This is a genomic window from Gordonia sp. SGD-V-85, assembly GCF_001456905.1.
Taxonomy (GTDB): Bacteria; Actinomycetota; Actinomycetes; order Mycobacteriales; family Mycobacteriaceae; genus Gordonia; species Gordonia hongkongensis.
Genome location: NZ_LNQO01000014.1, coordinates 127,639 through 146,292 on the forward strand (window position 1 = coordinate 127,639; position 18,654 = coordinate 146,292).

Below are 18,654 nucleotides of genomic sequence, written 5' to 3' on the forward strand. Positions count from 1 at the left end.
TGTTTCGATCTCGCGGCCGACGCATGCCTTTTTCATGCACGGCTGGGTGTGGCATGGCATTTCTGGGACCGGGGGGATCAGACGGTCGGCCCGCCCCGTGAGCCCCGTTCTCCCCGGCCGCACGCGTAGAGGCCGGGTCGTCGTATGAGCGATTCGTCCAAGCGCGAGTTCGTGGCCCCGTCGGGTCCCTCCGACCCCGACGCCCCGCGTCGTTTCACCCTCAGCGCGGCCCAGCGATCGCTGTGGTTCACCCAGCAGGCGGCGCTCGATGTGCCGATCAACGTCGCCCAGTACGTCGAGATCGACGGTCCCATCGACGCCGAGCTCTTCGTGCGGGCGACCAGCACGGTGGTGCAGCGCGCGCAGTTCACCCAGCTCCGGTTCGTCGACACCGAGGACGGGCTGGTCGGCGTGTACGACCCCGCCCTGCACTACTGGGCCGACATCATCGATCTCCGTGACCGGCCGGACCCGCGCGCCGTCGCCGAGGAGATGATGGCGCAGGACTATTCGCGACCCCTCGACCCCCGGGTGGACCGGACCGCACGCGGGTGCCTGTTCCGGCTGTCCGACGACAAGGCGCTGGTCTACAACCGCGGTCATCACCTGCTCTCGGACGGGATGGGCGGCAAGGACCGGATGGTCGAGGCCCTCGCGGCCTATCACGCGGCGGTCACCGGCGAGCCCGCGCCGCCCCAGAAGCCGGTCGACCTGGACCTTCCGGCCCGCGCCGACGCCGAGTACCGCCAGTCGAAGCGCTTCGCCACCGACCGCGCGTACTGGCGGGAGAACATGGCGGGCGTGGGGATCGCCGCGACCCTGGCGCACCGCCCGGGACGTCCCGCAGCCGTTGCCAGACGCGTCGCCGCCGCGGTGCCCGCCGACACGATGGCGCGGTTACGTGCTGCCGCACAACGCGGTTCGACGATCCTGCCCAACGTTCTCGTCGCCGCCTTCGCGGCCTATCTGGGCCGCGCGGCCGCGCAGGGCGACGAGGTGATCTTCCAGTTCCCGGTCGCCGCGCGGACGACCGCCGCGCTGCGTGCCACCCCGCTCCCGGTCGCCAACATCGTGCCGCTGCGCACCGGGGTCACCGGATCGGGCAGCGTCGCCGACGCGCTCGCGTCCACCCAGGCCGCGCTCATGGGCGCGCTGCGGCACCAGCGCTACCGCGGCGAGGACATCTGGGCCGACCTCGCCGCCGACGAATCCTCCGGGGCGACACCGCGCACGGCGGCTCAGGAACGCTCCGGTCCGATGCTCAACCTGATGCTGTTCGACCGCGAATTCCCCTGCGGCGAAGCACGAGCCACGTTTCACATCCTGACCGTCGGCCCAGCCGACGACCTGACGATCAACATCTACCCGGTACCCGGTGAGGATCAGGATTCCTCGCTGATGATCGGCGTCGAGGCGAACCCCAACCGATACGACGACGCGGAGGTCGCCGAACACCACGGGCAGTTCCTGTCGATGCTCGACACGTTCGCCGATGCGCTCCTCCGGGCGCCGGACACCCGCGTCGACGACCTGCCGCTGCGTTTCGCCGACACCTCGGCCGGAGAGGCGCGTGAGCTGCCGGCGAACGAGGCGCCGGACGCGGGCACCGTCTGGACGGCCCTCACCGACGTCGCGCTGCGGCACCGGCGTGATCCCGCCGTCGAGATCTCTGGAACATCTTCGGACGCAACGCTGCTGACCTTCGAACAGCTGCACGCGCGGGCTCGCGATCTCGGCGCCCGGTTGCGCACGCTCGGAGCGCGACCCGGCTCGGCGGTCGGCGTCTTGGTCGGGTCGGACGCGGACCGGGTGCTGTCGTGGTGGGCCGTCGCGGCGACGGGGGCCGCCGTGATCCTGCTCGATCCCGCAGCACCGCACTCGGTGTCGCCGGATGTCCCGGGGGTGTCCGGCGTGCTGGTGATCGCCGACGACGATGCGGACGTGCCGGCCGGTGTCCGCGCGGAGGACGTGCACACGCTGGCCGGACTGACCGGGGTCGCGCCGTCGGCGGAGCCCGCGTCGCCCCGTCTGGAGGACACCGCCTGCTTCGCCGTCGGCGCCGAGGGTGTGGTCGCACTCCCGCAGCGGGCCGTGGCCGCGCTCATCGTTGACGGCCTGTTCGCGCCGGAATCATTCGGCCACAACACATCCGATGCGGGACACGGACAGCTCGCGGTCACGGCGCCGATGGCCTCCTGGGCGGCCCACCTCGAGATCGTCGCCGGTGCCGCCCACGGGTTGCGGCTCGTCGAGCCCGACGCCGCCGGAGTGACGCACCGGATCGTGCCCTCCGGGTTACTTGCCGACGACACGGGGCGCGGCGCCGCGACGACGGTGCTGATCGTCGACGCCGGCGCAGCGCCGGCGCCGGCCGTCCGATACGCCGCCGGCCGGGATGTGCGGACCGCCTACAGCCCTCGGGGCGTGCTGGGCCCCTACACCGCTGCGAACCGTGTCCGTCCCGACCAGCCGATCGGCCGGCCACTCCCGAGCGGACACCCGCGCGACGGCGTCGGCATCGCGATCCTCGACCGCCGTCTACGACCCCTGCCGCCCGGCATCACGGGCGACGTGTACGTCGTGGGAAGCGTTGTGCCACAGCACTTCGCTGGGGAAGGCTCGCGTACGTCGCCGACACTCGTCGCCTGTCCGTGGCATCCCGGCCGGCGCATGCTGGTCACCGGCGACCGCGGGCATCTCGAACCGGGGACGGGACTTCTCGTCATCGATCACCGCGCCGGTGAGATCGTCGAGATCGACGGCATCCGAGTCGATCTCGCACTGCTCGAACGTGCCGCCACGGAGGTCCCCGGGGTCGTGGCAGCGACTGCGACCGTACTCGGCGACGGTGACGGGCTCGCGCTCGGACTCGTGCCGGCCCGTTCCTCGTCGGAGGCGACCGAACCATCGGATCCGCAACGGATTCGGGCGGCGGTTCGACGCCGGGTCAATGCGGAACTCCCGGCGGTGCTGTGGCTGCGCCGGGTCGCGATCCTGGATGCGGTGCCGCTCGACGGGTTCGGCGGCGTCGACCGGTCTGCCGCCGCCGGGTTGATCGCCGCGGCGCCCGAAACGCGGGCCGCGCGCCGCCGTCCGTCGACGCCGGTCGAACGCGCCGTTGCCGACGCGGTGACGTCCGTCCTCGGCGTGCCCGAGCCGTCCCTGGACGACGAACTGGTCCAGCTCGGCGCCACGTCACTGGGATTCATGCAACTGGCCACGCACCTCGGTGACACCTTGCAGGTCGTCGTCAGCGTGCGCGATCTCGGTGATGTCACGACCCTCGCCGAACTCGCCGCCGTCCTCGAGGCCTCCGCGCCGCGCCGCGCCGCGCCGGGTGATCCCGCGGGCACCGTCCGCTACCGGCCGACCCGCGCGCAGCAGGAGATCTGGCTGCTCAATCGCGCCGACCGGCAGGCGACCGTTTATCACCTGCCGGTGCATGTCGTTCTCGCCGAGGGCATCTCGGCCGAAGTCGTCCGCGCCGCACTCATCGACGTCGCGGCGCGGCACGAGGCACTGCGGACCGTGTACCCCGACAACGGCGGGGAGCCGGTCGCGGTCGTCCGCGGAGTCGACGAGGCAAAGGTTGCCGCGCCGGTGACCGCGGCCACCCTCGACGCGACCGGCATCGACCTCGCCGTCGCGGCCCCCTTCGACCTGACGGTGGACCTGCCGTGGCGTGCGGTCGTCGACGAGACCCGCGGACGGACCGAGCTCGTTCTCGTCGCCCACCACATCGCGATCGACGAGTGGTCGCTGCACATCGTCGTCGACGACTTCGCGCATGCACTGCGTGCTCGTCTCGACGGTGCGACTCCGGTGTGGACGGAGGACGCGGTGGCCTTCAGTGCCGCGCTGTCCGCGCGGCCGGCCGCGGCGGATGCGGCGGCCGAGGTCCACTGGGCGAAGACGTTGCGGGAGGCTCCTTCTCGCATCGTGCTGCCGGAGCCGGCGCAACCGGTGCCGGCGGGACTCACCTCCGGCCCGGCGACCGTCCTGCGTCGTGACGTCGACCGTGGGGCCCGGGACCGTGCCGCTGCTCGTGCACGCGAGTCCGGGACGACGCTCAACACGATGCTGTGCGTGGCGCTCTCGGCCGTACTGGCCGAGTACTCGGATTCCGACGACTTCGTGCTGTCGGTGCCGGTCTCAGGGCGATTCACCACCGAGGAACTACGCCCGGTCGGCATGTTCGTCGAGACGGTGCCGGTGCGGATCACCGGGGTACGGAGCAATAGCGTTGCGGAGGCCCTCGCCCGCGTGGGCGCGGGCCTGACGGCGGCGATCACCCACGCCGACGCGGCACCGACGGGGCTCGCCGATGTCATCTTCGCCTATCACGCCTCCCGGCCCGACGTCGCCGACCCGGCGGTGTTCGCCGAGGTCCAGACCTTGTCCGCCGGCCAGGCGCGAACCGCGTTGGAAGTAACCGTCTTCGACGAACCGGACGGGTTGTCGGTCGCGCTGACCGTCGCCGAACGCCGGGTCGACCCGATGGCTGCCGGCCACCTGCTCGACCGATTCGTCGAGACGGTCGCCGCGCTCGGTGTCGCGACGCCCGACTCGGTCGTCGCGGCGTGCATCCCGGTTCCCGCCGACCGGGCGCTCTCCGCCCGCAGCCGCCGGACCGCTCCCGTCGACCCGATCGATGCCCTGCGACGCCGTGCGCAGGCGAAGCCGGGCGCCGCCGCCGTCATCGCCGACGACGCGATTCTGACCTACCGGGATCTGCTCGGTCGCGCCGAGGCCCTCGCGAACACGTTGCGGGAGAACGGGGTACAACCGGGCGACCGAGTCGCGCTGTCGCTGCCCCGGAGCGTCGAGACCGTGATCGCGATCGTCGCGGTGCTCTTGGCCGATGCCGTGTACGTGCCGATCGAACCCGACGATCCGCCGTCGAGGACGGAGCTGATCGTCGACGCGACCGCACCCGTCGCGGTGATCGAAGCCGGGCCGGCGGTGCGCGCCGTCGCGACAAGCGAACGTGCACAACCGGTTCCGGGTGGCGCCTATGTGATCCACACCTCCGGCTCCACCGGCGTCCCGAAAGCCGTGTTGGTGACCCGCGCGAATCTGGCGGCCATGCTCGGCGCCGCGCTGGACACGATCGCCGCGTCCGACGACGACGTGTGGAGCTGGGTGCACTCCTACGCGTTCGACTTCTCCGTCTGGGAGATCCTGGGGCCGTTGGCCTCCGGTGGTGCCGTCGTCGTGCTGGAGCGCGCCACCGTGCTCGACCCGCGCTTGCTGGCGGCGGCGATCGACCGGTACGGGGTCACCGTCTGTTCGCAGACCCCGACGGCGTTCGGCAACCTCGTCGACCCGACGGTGGCCGCTGCCCCCCCGGACGCCGGATCACTCGCGTTGCGGGCCGTCGTCTTCGGTGGCGAACCGTTGTCGCCGGGGCTGTTACGGGAGTGGTCGGCCGCGCATCCGGACGTCCGGTTGGTCAACATGTACGGCATCACCGAGACGACCGTGCACCTCACGGCGGTCGACGTCGATGTCGACGACGCCCGCAGCGACATCGGTGTCCCGCTGGACGGCGTCTCGACGGCGATCCTGGGCCGCGACCTACGCCCGGTCCCGGTGGGCGCCATCGGCGAACTGTACGTGAGCGGCGATCAGGTCACGCTCGGCTATCACAACGCCCCGGCCACGACCGCCGCGCGGTTCGTCGCCGACCCGCGCGGCACCGGCCGCCGGATGTACCGTACCGGCGACCGCGTACGCGAGATCGCCGGCGGCCGCATGGTCTATCTCGGCCGCAGCGACGACCAGGTCCAGATCCGCGGGCACCGCATCGAACTCGGTGAGATCACGTCGGTGCTGCGCGAGCACCCCGGCGTCGGCGACGCGCGGGTGCTCCTCGACCCGGGCAGCCGCCGCGGCGAGGAACGGCTGCTCGCATTCGTCACCGAGGACGGCCTCGCCGACTTCGATGTGCTGGACGCCCTCTCCGCCGAGCAGATCCTCGTGTTCTGTGCGACCAGGCTCCCGGCGCACATGATCCCGGCGCGACTCGCGATCGTCGACGGCTGGCCGATGACCCCGACCGGCAAACTCGACCGCCACCGGCTCACGGATCTGCTGCCCGAGGTGCCGACGGGATCGACCCGAGCACTGACACCGGCCGAGCAGACCGTCGCCGACGCCATGCGCGCGGTGACCGGCACGGATGCCGTGGTCGCCGCGGACACCAACTTCTTCGCGACCGGAGGAACATCACTGTCGGCAGCGCGACTCGCGGCCACACTGACGGGTGTCGGCGACCAAGTCTCCGTCGCCGATGTGTTCGCCCATCCGACGGTGGCCGCGCTCGCCGCGCACATCGAGTCCGCGGCGAGTTCGGGGCGCACGATCGCCGACGGCTCCCGGACCGGTCTCGCCGACTTCGCAACCGCTGACGGGGTGGATCTGCCGCTGACCCCCGAGCAGATGGATCTATGGCTCCGATGGCGCACCGAGCCGGACTTCACCGGGTATCTGATGCCGCTCGCCCTCCCCGTCGACGCCGGCCCCGACGAGCTGCGCCGTGCCCTGCTCGAGATCGTGACGCGGCACGACGCGTTGTGCACCGTGTTCCCCTCGGGTCCCGACGGCCCGGTGCAGCGTCGCCGACCCGACTCCCATGTCGCGGGTGAACTGAGAGCGCAACTGGCGCAGACGGTCTCGGTCGCAGACATCGAGTCGGTCGACGCCGCTCTGCGTACGCTGCACACGCCGATCGACCTGGCCGCCGAACTGCCCTGGCGGGTACGGATCTGCGCGGTGGACGGGCAGACCTGGCTTCTCGTCGTCGCGCACCACATCGCGGTCGACGGCGAGTCGTTCGGCATCCTGTCCGCAGAGCTGCGATCCGCCCTGTCCGGGACCCTCCCGGCGCCCGCCGACGTCGACTACCAGGAGTACTCGGCGTGGCGAGCCGGGTCGCTGGCCGCCCGGCGGACCGAGCTCGTCGCGCACTGGGTCTCGGCGTTCGATCGGGCCGTCGAACCACTGCGCCTGCCCGAACTGAACCCGGCGGCCCCGCATCCGTCCGCGCCGGGACGAGCGGTGGTGCACCGTGCGCACCGGTCGCTCGACCGCACCGAGACCGGAGCACTCGACGATCTGGCGGTGGCCAGACACAGCACTCCGTTCATCGTCGTGCACACCGCGCTCGCGGCGGTGCTGACAAGGCAGTCCGACGCCGAGGTGGTCACGATCGGCACCGCTCTGTCCGGGCGGATCGACCCGCGCCTGGTCTCCGTGCCGGGGCTGTTCGCCCGTGCCGTACCCCTGCACACCCCGATCGACGTCGACCTGCCGTTCGTCGACCTCCTGGCCTCGGTCACCGCGGTCGACCTCGGCGCGTTCGCGCACGCCGACCTCCCGCTCACCGAGATCACCGAGATCGCCGATCCCGGTCGTGTCAAGGCGGGCACCCCGCTGTTCGAGGTCTCCCTCGGCGCCGTCCCGGACGAGCTGGTGGCGGCGAGTCCGGCTGCGGCAGCGAGCGTCCCGTCGGACGCGAGTGCCTTCGGGGGAGTGCCGCTGTTCGGTGTGGACGTGTCGATGTACCGCCGGGACGGTGCGCTGCATCTGATGATGACGTGCACGGATGCGGTGGCGAGTGCCGCGAGACTGGACGCTCTGTGCGACCTCGTCGTCGAGACGATCCGGCGCGGGGTGCGCGAACCGAACCGGACGGTCGCGGCGCTGCTCGCCCCGTCGGACCCGACGTCGGTCCCGGAAATCGCGCCGCAGAATCGGATTCGCGAGTTCGACACGCTCGACGAGCTGCTGACCGGTGGGCTCGCTGACGATCCGGATGCGATCGCGGTCGTCGACCGGCGCCATCCGGTGCCCGGGTCGGGTGTCTCGCTCACCAATTCCGACCTCGACCGGCTCGCGACGTTCACGGCTCGCTCGCTCATCGAGGCGGGAATCGGTCCGGGGGACGTGGTGGTCGCCCTGCTGCCGCGCTCGGTCTTCGGCGTGCTCGCCACGGTCGCGGTCGCCCGCGCGGGCGCAGCGTTCGTGAACGTCGATCCGGCCGACCCAGCGGGGCGCCGGCAGATGATCATCGAGCGGTGCCGACCGCGTGCCGTTGTCACCCTCGCGGCGACCGCGGAATCCGTGACCGGCGGCATCCCGGTGCTCGCCCTTGACGAGTTGCTCGCCCGACATACCGATTCCGGTGCGAATGCGGCGGATTCGCTGCCGTTCGCCGCCGCCGAGCGGGTGCGCCCGCTGTCGGTGGACGACGTCGCCTACATCACCTTCACCTCGGGGACGACCGGACTGCCCAAGGGTGTGCAGGTGACCCATCGGGGCCTCACGGACTGGGCGCGCGACACCGTGGCCCGACTGCGGCTCGACTCGTCGGACGCGGTGTTGCACACGTATGCAACCGGATTCGACGCACACCTGATGGGGCTCGTGCCCCCGCGGGTCGCCGGCGCCACGATCGTCGTGTGCCCGCCCGATGTCATCGCCGCGGACGAGCTCGCCGAGTTCGTCGGCGCCGAACGGGTCAGCGTCCTGCTGACCACCCCGTCGGTGCTCGCGACCCTGCGGCCCGACGAAGTCCCCGGTGTTCGTCACGTGGCGGTCGGCGGTGAACCCCTCGGCGCCGGGCTGGTCCGGGAGTGGACGGCCGGCCACACGCTGAGCAACGAGTACGGCCCGACCGAGGCCACCGTCGCGGTCAGCAGTGCGCGGTACACCGCAACTCCGGGCGGGCCGGTTCACATCGGCGCTCCGCTGCCGGGTGTGGGGATGTATGTGCTCGACGGTGCCCTGCGGCCGGTGCCCGACCACACCGTCGGCGAACTGTACCTCTCCGGGAACTGCCTTGCCCGAGGGTATCTCGACGACCCGGCGACGACGGCCGGGGCGTTCGTCCCCGATCCGTTCAGCACCGACCCGTTCATCGCCGGCGGGCGGATGTACCGGACCGGTGACCTCGTCCACCGGCGTCCCGACGGCACGTTCGTGATCCACGGTCGCACCGACGACCAGGTGAAGATCCGCGGCGTGCGTCTGGAGCCGGGTGAGGTCGATGCGGCGCTGTCGGGGCTGCCCGGCGTGGCGACCTCGGTGACCGCGACGCGGACCACCCCGGCGGGCGAGAAGATCCTCGTGTCGTGGGTCGTGGTCGACGGAGACGATGCGGAAGTGGCCGACCTGCCTCGTCAGCTCGCGCACCTGTTGCCGCGCAGCATGATCCCGAGTGCGATCGTCGGTGTCCCGGCGTTGCCGTTCGGACGCAACGGGAAGATCGACGTGGCGGCGCTGCCCGATCCCGATTTCGCCGGTGCGGCAGCGGGTTCGGATGTCCGCCCCGGACGGCCGCCGTCGGGGGCCACCGAGGAACTGGTGACCGCGGTGTGGGCGGAGGTCCTCGACCGTCCCGTCCAGTCGCTGGACGCCGATTCCGATTTCTTCACCGAGGGCGGTACCTCGCTGTCGGCCACGCAGGTGACGTCGAGACTGACGGCGGCGACCGGTGCGGACATCGGGGTCCGCGAGATCTTCGAAGCACGCACGGTCGCGGGAGTCGCGCGACGTGTCGACGAACTGCTGGCCGGGCCGGGTGATACCGGCGCCGGAAGCGGAGTGGAGTCCGGCGCGGCACCCACCCGACTCCCGGTGCCGGAGTTCCTGCCGCTCGCATATCCGCAGCGCCGCATGTGGATTCACCATCAGTTCGATCCGCGTTCGACGGCCTACCATGTTCCGCTCGTGTTGCGGATGAGTGGCCGTGTCGACCTCGCCCGCCTGCGGAAGGCGGTCGACGAGGTGGTCGCGGCTCATGCCGTCCTCCGGACGGTCCACCCGGATTCGCCGTCGGGTCCACGGCAGCGCCGGATCGAGCATCGGAGTCCGGTGCTACGGCATCGCCTCGTCGACGCCGCGACGGGTCCCGAGGGTCTCCGTCGTGACATCGACGACTTCCTGCGCCGGCCGTTCGATCTGGAGTCCGAGACCGGGTTCCGGGCCGCGGTCTTCGAGCTCGACTCGGCGGAGGATCCGCACACCCATCTGGCGGTGGTCCTGCATCACGTCGCGATCGACGGGTGGTCGATCCGGGTGCTGCTCACGGACCTGCTCCGTGCCTACGACGGCCAGCGGCTCTCGGTCCCCGCCGACGAGGCGTTCACCTATGCCGACTTCACGCAGTGGCAGATCGCCCGCCTCGGCGACCCGTCCGATCCGCGCAGCAGATACGCACGGCAACTGCGTTTCTGGACGTCGACGCTCGCCGATGCCCCCGGCCCGCTCCGGTTGCCGGGAATCGCGGACACCGGCGGGCGGCCGCGCGACGCTGCCGCCGGGCGGTTGTCGGCGTCGATCGTCGGCACGGATTCACTGCACCAGACCGCGAAAGCGATGTCGGCGAGCGTCTTCCAGGTCGCACACGCCGCGCTCGCGACGGTGCTGGGCCGGTGGACCGGTGAGTGGGACCTGCTGATCGGCGTACCGGTGCACGGCCGGCACGCGCCGGAGTGGGAGTCGGTGGTTGGCATGTTCGTCAACACCGTCGCCCTGCGGACGCAACTGCATCCGGAGCTCCCGATCCGCGACGCCGTCGTGCGGGCTCGCGATGCCGCCCTGGCCGCCCAACCGCACAGCGAGGTCCCCTACGAGGACGTCGCCCGCACGGTCCGTCCCGACGGCCGGGAGGCCGGGGACCCGCTGATCTCGATACTGCTGGTCAACCAGGACGTCGTGCCCCAGTCCTCCGGCGAGATCGTGCTCGGCGGAGCGTCGGCGGGTGGCCCGGGTCCCGAGGCGGATTCCGTCGTCGCCACGCTGGTCCCGGAGTACACGGACACCGTCGACGCCAAGTTCGACGTCGAGGTCGTGCTCGCCGAACGCGACGACGAATTGCACATCACGGTGGTGCACTCCGCCGCCGTCCCGACCGTGGTCGCGCAGGCGCTTCTCGACGACTTCCGCAGATCGGTCGTCGCGGCGGCAACCGATGCCGATCAGCCGTTCCCGGAGGTCGACGGACCGGACGTCGACGTCATTGCGGCCGAACGGGTATCGGGCACCGCGGTGGCGCCGGCTGGTGCCGGGGCGTCGTCGCCTCCGGCGCCCTCGGCTCCGCTCGTCGCCGCGGTCACCGATGTGATGGCCGAGGTGCTGGAGGTCGCACCGGGATCGGTGGGGGACACCGACGACTTCTTCACGATGGGCGGGACCTCACTGTCGGCCACCAGGGTGACCTCCGCCCTGGGGCGCCGTCTGGGCGTCCGCGTGCCCACCCGGGTGCTCTTCGAGAACCCCACCCCGATCGCGCTCGCACGCGCGGTGACCGAACTCCCCGCGGAGGGGACGGACGCGGGAGGCGGTGCGCCGACCGGCACGTCGGAGGCCGACCTCGGCGACCTCCCACTCGCCCCCACGCAGCGCCGGATGTGGGTGGGCGCGCAGGTGCTCGGCGCGGTGCCGATCTACGCCGTGCCCGCGGTGGTACCCGTGCCACCCGGTACCGACGAGTCCGCGGTAGTCGGCGCGGTCGAGGCGCTCGTCGACCGCCATCCCGCGCTCCGTACCCGGTATCTCGCGACGCCAGACGGTCCCCGGCAGCGTGTCCTCGACGCCTGGCGCCCGGCCCTGCGGCGGGTGGGTGCGGCTGAGCTCACGACCCCCGCGGGGATCGGAATGCTCGGCGAGGCCTTCGATCTCGCCGGCGAGCCCCCGGTTCGGGTGTGGCTGGTCATCGGCGACGATGAGGTGACCCCGGCGGCGGTCGTGGTGGTCGCGCACCACATCGCGATGGACGGTGAATCCGCCGGCATCGTGCAGCGTGAGCTGGCGGCGCTGCTGGCGGGTCTCGACCTGGGCCCGGCGCCCACGGGTTTCGCGGTGGTCGCCCGCCGGCTGGCTGCCGATGAGGAGCGGTCCCGGGCCGTGCTGGTGGACTTCTGGCGGCGTGCGCTCGAGGGGCACAGCGGCGAGCTCGATCTCGCGCAGCGCCGTCCCGCCGTCCGGGACCTGCGGACCTCGACGACTGAGTATCTGCTGGAAGATGGGGTCGGCCAGGCGATTCCGGCAGCCGCGCGCCGGGCGTCGGCGAGCGAGTTCCACATCCTGCACGCGGCCCTGGTGCTGGCCCTCGCGGTGCAGTCGGGGGCCGATGACATCGCGCTGGCCACGCCCGCCTCGATGCGCCGCGACTCCGACACCGCCGGCACGGTCGGCATGCTCATCTCCACGGTCGTGTTGCGCACCCGGATTCGCCCCGGCATGACCGTCGGCGATCTGATCACGGCGGTCCGCGACGACGACCTGGCGGCGCTCGATCATGCCGCGATCGCCTTCGACGATGTGGTCGCCCTGATCGATCCGCCGCGCGTCCCCGGGCGGCATCCGCTGGTACAGGTGGCGTTCTCGATGGCCGATCCGGAGATGCCCGGGCCCGACCCGGCAGACACCGGCGCGCCGACGTGGATGTCGCCGCGCAGCGAGTTCGACATCCACGTCGAGGCGGTGCCCGACGCCGGCGGCTGGCGGTTGCGCGTCCACCACGGCCGGGAACTGTTCGACGAGGGCACGATCCGCGCCCTCGGCGAGCGAGTGGTCGCCGCGGTCGCCGCCGTCGTGGGGGAGCCGTCACGTCGCCTCGCGGCCATCGAGCCGCTGACCGGCGCCGAACGACGCTTCGTCGCCGACCGGGCGCGGGCATCCTCGACGACGGGGGCCGAACCGCTGCTGGCCGAGCTGTTCACGACGGCTGTCGCGGCGTACGGCGACCGTCCCGGCATCGCCGACGAGCACCGGTCCCTCACCTACCGCGAATTCGACGGGTGGGTTTCGGTGACCGCCCGCGCGATGCGACGTCGAGGGCTCGGTGCCGGTGACGCGGTGGCCGTCGTGGTGCCGCGGTCGATCGAGTCGGTCGTCGCCATCTGGGCGGTCAGCCGGATCGGCGCGGTGTGCGTACCGGTCGACGTCACCTACCCGACGGCCCGGATCGACCACGTGGTCGCCGGCGCGTCGGCGAGTGTGATCACGCCCGCCGACATCCCCGCCCAACCGACGGAACCGGTTGTGTCCGAACCCGTCACGCCGGTGTCGCGCGACGCGCTGGCCTACGTCATCACCACGTCGGGTACCACCGGGACCCCGAACATCGTCGGGGTCACCCATCGCGGTGTACACCGCGTGGCCTCGCTCGGCGACGTCGAACCAGACGACCGCGTCGGGATGGCCATCAGTCCGGGATTCGACGCCACGTTCCACGACATGCTGTTGCCACTCGCCGCCGGCGCGACCCTGGTGGTGGTCCCGGCCGGGATCACCGGCGGGGACGACCTCACCCGGTTCCTCGACCGCACCGGGGTCAGCGTCTTCACGGCGACGCCTTCGGTCGTCCGCACACTGCGACCGGCGGCGATCGGTGCGCTGCGCCTGGTGTACATCGGCGGCGAGGCACTCTCGGCCGATCTGGCCGCGATGTGGTCGGAGCACGCCCAGGTCCTCAACATCTACGGCCCCACCGAGACGACGGTGACCGTGTCCACCAGTGCGTTCCGGCGCGGCGAACCGATCCGGCTGGGGCATCCGCGACCGGGCATCGGCGCCGAGGTGCTCGACGCCCAGCTGCGCCACGTCCCGCCGGGTGTCGTCGGCGAGTTGTACATCGGCGGAACCGGGGTCGCCCGTGGCTATCTCGGTGATCCGGCGCTCACCGCTGCGACGTTCGTCGCCGGCGCCGACGGCGTGCGCCGCTACCGCACCGGGGACCTGATGCGGTGGGATCGCGACACCGGCGAGCTGGTCTACGTCGGCCGGGCGGACCGTCAGGTCAAGATCCGGGGTCAGCGAGTGGAACCCGCCGAGATCGACGCGGTGATCGTGCGGGCGGGCGCCGAGCGCTCGGTGACCGTCCTGCGGCCGGGTCCGGTCGGACCAGCGCTCGTGTCCTATGTGGTGGCACCGTCGGTGCCGGCCACCGAGCTCCGGGCCGCGTGCCGATCGTCGCTGCCGCGGCACATGGTGCCGAGCCGGATCGTCGTACTCGACGACCTGCCGCTCAGCGGCGCGGGCAAGATCGACGTACGCCGACTGCCCGAACCGGCCTGGTCGGAGTCCGTGCGCGAACCGGGAACCGCCACCGAGGCAGCGGTTCTCGACGCCTTCCGGGCCGTGCTGGGCGACGCGGCGGCCGGTCCGCACGCGGGCGCAGACGGTGCCGGGACACCCATCGGCATGGACGACGACTTCTTCGCCGCCGGTGGGCATTCGCTCGCCCTGCTGCAGTTGCGGGACGAACTGGCCCGCCGGACGGGCCGGGTCGTCGACGCGGCGGAACTCTTCGGTCATCGCACCCCGGCCGAGATCGCCCGGCTGCTCGACGACCCGGAAGGCGGCGTTAGCGGCCGACGCGTCGTGCCGCTGTCGCCCGGCACCGGCCGACGACCCGAGGTCTGGTGTGTGCACACCGCGACCGGGATCGTCGAACCGTTCCGGGCGCTGGGCGAGTCCCTGCCGTCGGCGTCGGTGTTCGGCCTGCAACTGCCCGAACTCGTACTCGCCGAACGGGATCTGCCGACGACGATCGAGGGCATCGCGGCACTGCACGTCGAGGCCATCCGGGCGACCCAGCCGCAGGGACCGTACCGGGTCGTCGGCTGGTCCGTCGGCGGCATCGTCGCCCATGAGATCGCGCGCCGGCTCGTCGAACTCGGCGAAGAGGTCGCGCTGCTGGTGCTGCTCGACGCGCGGACGCCGGCCGAACTGGCCACTGTGGACGACGCGGAGCTGCGAGCCGCCGATCACCCCCTGCGTGCCCTGGCCGAGCAGCACGACCCCGACGCACTGCGGCGGTTCGAGGACCGGACGAGGGGCCTGGCCGCGGCGGCGCGCTCCTACGACCTGCGTCCGGTGGCCGCCGGTAAGGTGCTCTACGTTGCGGCGCAGGACAACCCGGACCCGGACGCCTGGAGGCGTGCGGTCGATCCGGACGGACGGGTCGTCGTCGACGTGCTGCACGCCGGCACGACGCACGCAGAGCTGGGGCAGCCGGACGTATTGGCGCGGGTGGCCCGCAGAATCGAGGAGGAATGGTGACCGGATCCGAAGCGGCGACGCCGCAGATGTCGATCCTGTTCGTGTGCACGGGCAACATCTGTCGTTCACCGATCGGCGAACGCGTGCTGACCGGCCTCGCCGGCCGGGCGGGTGTCCCCGTGACGTCGTCGAGCGCCGGGGTCGGAGCGCTCAACGGGCAGCCCATCCATCCGCACGCCTCCGCCGTCCTGGTCGAGAACGGTTACGACGCATCGGGGTTCGAGTCCCGGTATCTGCGTCCGCCGATGCTCACCGAGGCCGACCTCGTGCTGTGCATGAGCCGCGAACACCGTGCCGCCGCGCAGCAGATGGCCCCGGCACGCTGGAAGCGGGTCTTCACGCTGACCGAGTTCGCCGCGCTCTGCGACCTCGGCGCGCTGCCGGAGATCATCGCCGGGCGTGGACGCCTCGATCCGAACTCGGACCTGCTCGACATCGTCGACCCGATGGGCCGCCCGCGCGAGGACTTCGACCGGGTTTTCGCCGAGGTCGAACCGAAGGTCGAGGCGTTGGTCACGTGGCTGGCGGCGCCGGGAGCGAAGCGAGCGGGCCAATCGTCCGCCGAGCAGGCCTCCGCCACTCGACCGGGCCGGCACGCGACGGGGGAGAGCCGATGATCCGGCGGCTGGCGGGTAACCGCGTCGTCCAGGTCGTCGCGGTGGTGCTGCTGCTCGTCGCCGCCGCGCTGATCTGGCTGGCGTACTCGGCATTCCAGGTCCGCGACGACCTGGAATCGGTGCGCGCGGATGCGAGCAGGGCCCGGGCGTTGATGCTCGACGGCGATCAGGCCGGCGCCCGTCAGGCGGCCGAGGCGGCGTCGGTGCGGGCCGAGGACGCCCAGGACCGTGCGAACGGTTTCCTGTGGTCGGCGGCTGCGGCGGTGCCGGTCGTCGGATCGCCGCTGAAATCGGTGCAGCAGATGAGCGATGCCGTTGCGGCGCTGTCGGCCGACGTGCTGGTGCCGGCTGCCGACCTCGCCACCGTGCTCGACCCGAATCGCCTGCGCACCGGCAACACCGTGAACCTGGCACTGCTGCGGGATGCGCAGCCGGCGCTGAAGTCGGTCGCGGAGGAGTCGGCGGCGGTGGCCGCCCAGGTCTCGGCGATCGAACCGAGTTGGCTGGGCGTCGTGGCTGATGCCCGGGCTCAGCTCGCCGAGCAGGTCGAGGCTGCCGACTCGACGGTGCAGGCGACGAGCATCGCGGCCGAACTCGTCCCGTCGATGCTCGGCGCCGACGGTCCGCGCAACTACTTCATGGCGTTCCAGACACCGTCCGAGGCTCGTGGAACCGGCGGCCTCGTCGGTGGTTTCGCGGTACTGAACGCGACCGGGGGCCGGGTGACCATCCCCGAGCTCGGTGCGAATTCGGAGTTCCGCGACCCGGCCACCCCGCAGATCAACCTCGGCCCCGAGTACGACGCGATCTACTCCTACTACCGCCCCTACACCGACTTCCGGAACGGCAACCTCAGCGCCCACTTCCCCGACGCCGCGCAGATCTGGCTGGCGAACTGGCGCGCCCAGACCGGCCGCCAGCTCGACGGGGCGATCGCGCTGGATCCGATCGCGCTGAAGTATGTCCTCGAGGTCGTCGGCCCGGTGTCGGTGGGACGGGAGAAGATCACCGCCGACAACGTCGTCCCGATCACGCTGTCGACGGCGTATCAGCGCTTCGCCGACGACAACGCCGCGCGAAAGGACTACTTGCAGGCCATCTCCCAGGCCGTTGTGAACAAACTCGTCACCTCCGGCGGAAGCACGCGGGATCTGCTCGAGGCGCTCGGCCGTGGCGTGCACGAGCGGCGGATCATGGTGTACAGCACCGATGCCGAGGATCAGAAGATCCTCGAGTCGACGAAGCTGGGTCACCAGATCTCCGACACGTCGTCGCCCTATCTGCAGGTGGCCATCGGCAATGCGTCCGGAACGAAGCTGGACTATTTCCTGCGGCGCGAGATCAGCTACACCTCAGGCGGGTGCGAGGGTGACACCAGGGAGTCGACGATCACGGTGAAGCTCACCAACACCCTCGACACCACGGACACCACCGACTACGTCGCCGGCAACCTCGGGACCGAACTGTCGGTGAAGAAGGGAACCAACCTCGCCAACGTCGAGTTCCTGGCGACGAAGGGCGCGGTCCTCAAGGAGATGACCCTCGGCGAGGGCGGGGCCTTCTACGTCGAGCAGGCCCTGCACGGTCGGCCGTACTACTCGACCCGCGTGGGCATCGCACCGGGCGAGACCGCCACCATCGTGCTGAAGATCGACGAGCCGACCTCGGCACACGGGGACGCCGAGGTCCCGATCCAGCCGCTCGTCGACGACCCGACCGTCACCGTCGACGTCCCGGCGTGTGGGCCGGAGAACTGAGCACCCGGAGCTTGCGGAGGGCGCGGCCAGCCCCTGCTCCCTGAGGAAGCCGGCGCTTGCGGAGGGCGCGTCACCCCGCTCCCTAATCCGAAGAACCACAAAACCGCTGTTCTAGGGGGTGCAAGCGATGGCCCCTTCTGCTCCCTGAGGTGCGAGGAGCGTTAGCCGCCGGGCCGAGCGAGCGACGAAGGAGCGCGTCGAGGTCGACGAGCCTCGAAGGGTTGGCGACGCAACTCGCCAGGCCCCTTCGTGACGGCCTCCGCAAGCTCCGGCCTCCTCAGGGAGCAGTAGTGGGGCTCGCCCCGTGCACAACGGGTTTCTTCGTAGTCCCCGACGGGGCCCGTCCCCGGCCGACGATCTGACCGGGAACGGAGCCGACTGGGGCGTCACTGTGGAGTTGTCAAGGGACAGATGCGATCCCGGGCGATGGCCGGGTGCGAAAAGGTGCTGCGCGAAAGTGTGTGTCGGAGGGCCGGTCAGGCGGCGTCGTCGAGGCGCATGGTGCGTCGGTTGTATGCGGGTAGCGGTCGGCGTTGCGGATCGATCGACACGGGCGGTACGAGCCAGGGGTGGCGGTCGAAACCCATCACGATGTCCCAGCCGTGGTGGTGGACCTGTGTGTGGCAGCGCTGACACAGCAAACAGCCGTTGTCGAGGTCGGTGGGACCTCCGTCGGCCCACGGCCTGATGTGATGCACCTGCGTATGGGACGGCGGTGCACCACATTTGATGCAGCACGCGTCGCGGACGATGATCGCTTTGCGTAAGTGTGACGGATACAACCGACGGGTGTGACCCATCTGCAGCGGTACGCCCTCACTATCGAGGATGATCTCCGTGAGCGAGCCGTCGCACGACACCTGTTTCGCGGTGGCATGGCTGACCGATCCGGTCCACGGCAGCGTTGCGAGTTCTCCGGTCGCGGGGATGGTCAGCATCAATTGAGTGCGCGGGGAACCAACGGTATCGAGGGTAGCGCCGATCGCGGCTTGGTCGAGGATCAACTCGAAAGCGTCGGCACGGCGCTGCTCGGCGGTGCGACGATCTTCAGCGCCGTCGGGTTCGGACCGTGGACACGATCGTTCGTCGATCATGGCCTGGAACTTCTCGCCCACGATCTGGGTGAGGTCGGCCCGGATTTCGACGCGGCCGTCGTCGGTGGTGTGGGCGTTGACCGCGTTCAGCGATGGGTCGTCGGCGGCCGGTAC

General features: G+C 71.3%; 4 protein-coding genes. 3 read left to right on the forward strand and 1 reads right to left on the reverse strand.

The annotated features are described in order from the left end of the window. Positions 1-144 precede the first annotated feature (144 nt). From AS181_RS16695 to AS181_RS16705, 3 genes are read left to right on the forward strand one after another with little or no spacing between them, the layout of a single operon-like run. Positions 145-15,072 carry a non-ribosomal peptide synthetase gene (locus AS181_RS16695; protein ID WP_058252675.1) on the forward strand — a complete coding sequence of 4,976 codons (14,928 nt, stop codon included), beginning with the start codon at positions 145-147 and terminating at the stop codon, positions 15,070-15,072. Beyond that, on the forward strand, positions 15,066-15,689 hold the full coding sequence (locus tag AS181_RS16700; protein ID WP_231742510.1) for an arsenate reductase/protein-tyrosine-phosphatase family protein: 624 nt from the start codon (positions 15,066-15,068) through the stop codon (positions 15,687-15,689). The genes AS181_RS16695 and AS181_RS16700 overlap by 7 nt, the downstream gene beginning before the upstream one ends. Continuing rightward, on the forward strand, positions 15,686-17,446 hold the full coding sequence (locus AS181_RS16705; RefSeq protein WP_058252676.1) for a DUF4012 domain-containing protein: 1,761 nt from the start codon (positions 15,686-15,688) through the stop codon (positions 17,444-17,446). The genes AS181_RS16700 and AS181_RS16705 overlap by 4 nt, the downstream gene beginning before the upstream one ends. Positions 17,447-17,922: 476 nt before the next feature. On the opposite strand, the gene AS181_RS16710 is transcribed toward AS181_RS16705, so the two are convergent. Next, a partial coding sequence (locus tag AS181_RS16710; RefSeq protein WP_139114215.1) for an HNH endonuclease signature motif containing protein occupies positions 17,923-18,654 on the reverse strand: 732 nt, incomplete at its 5' end.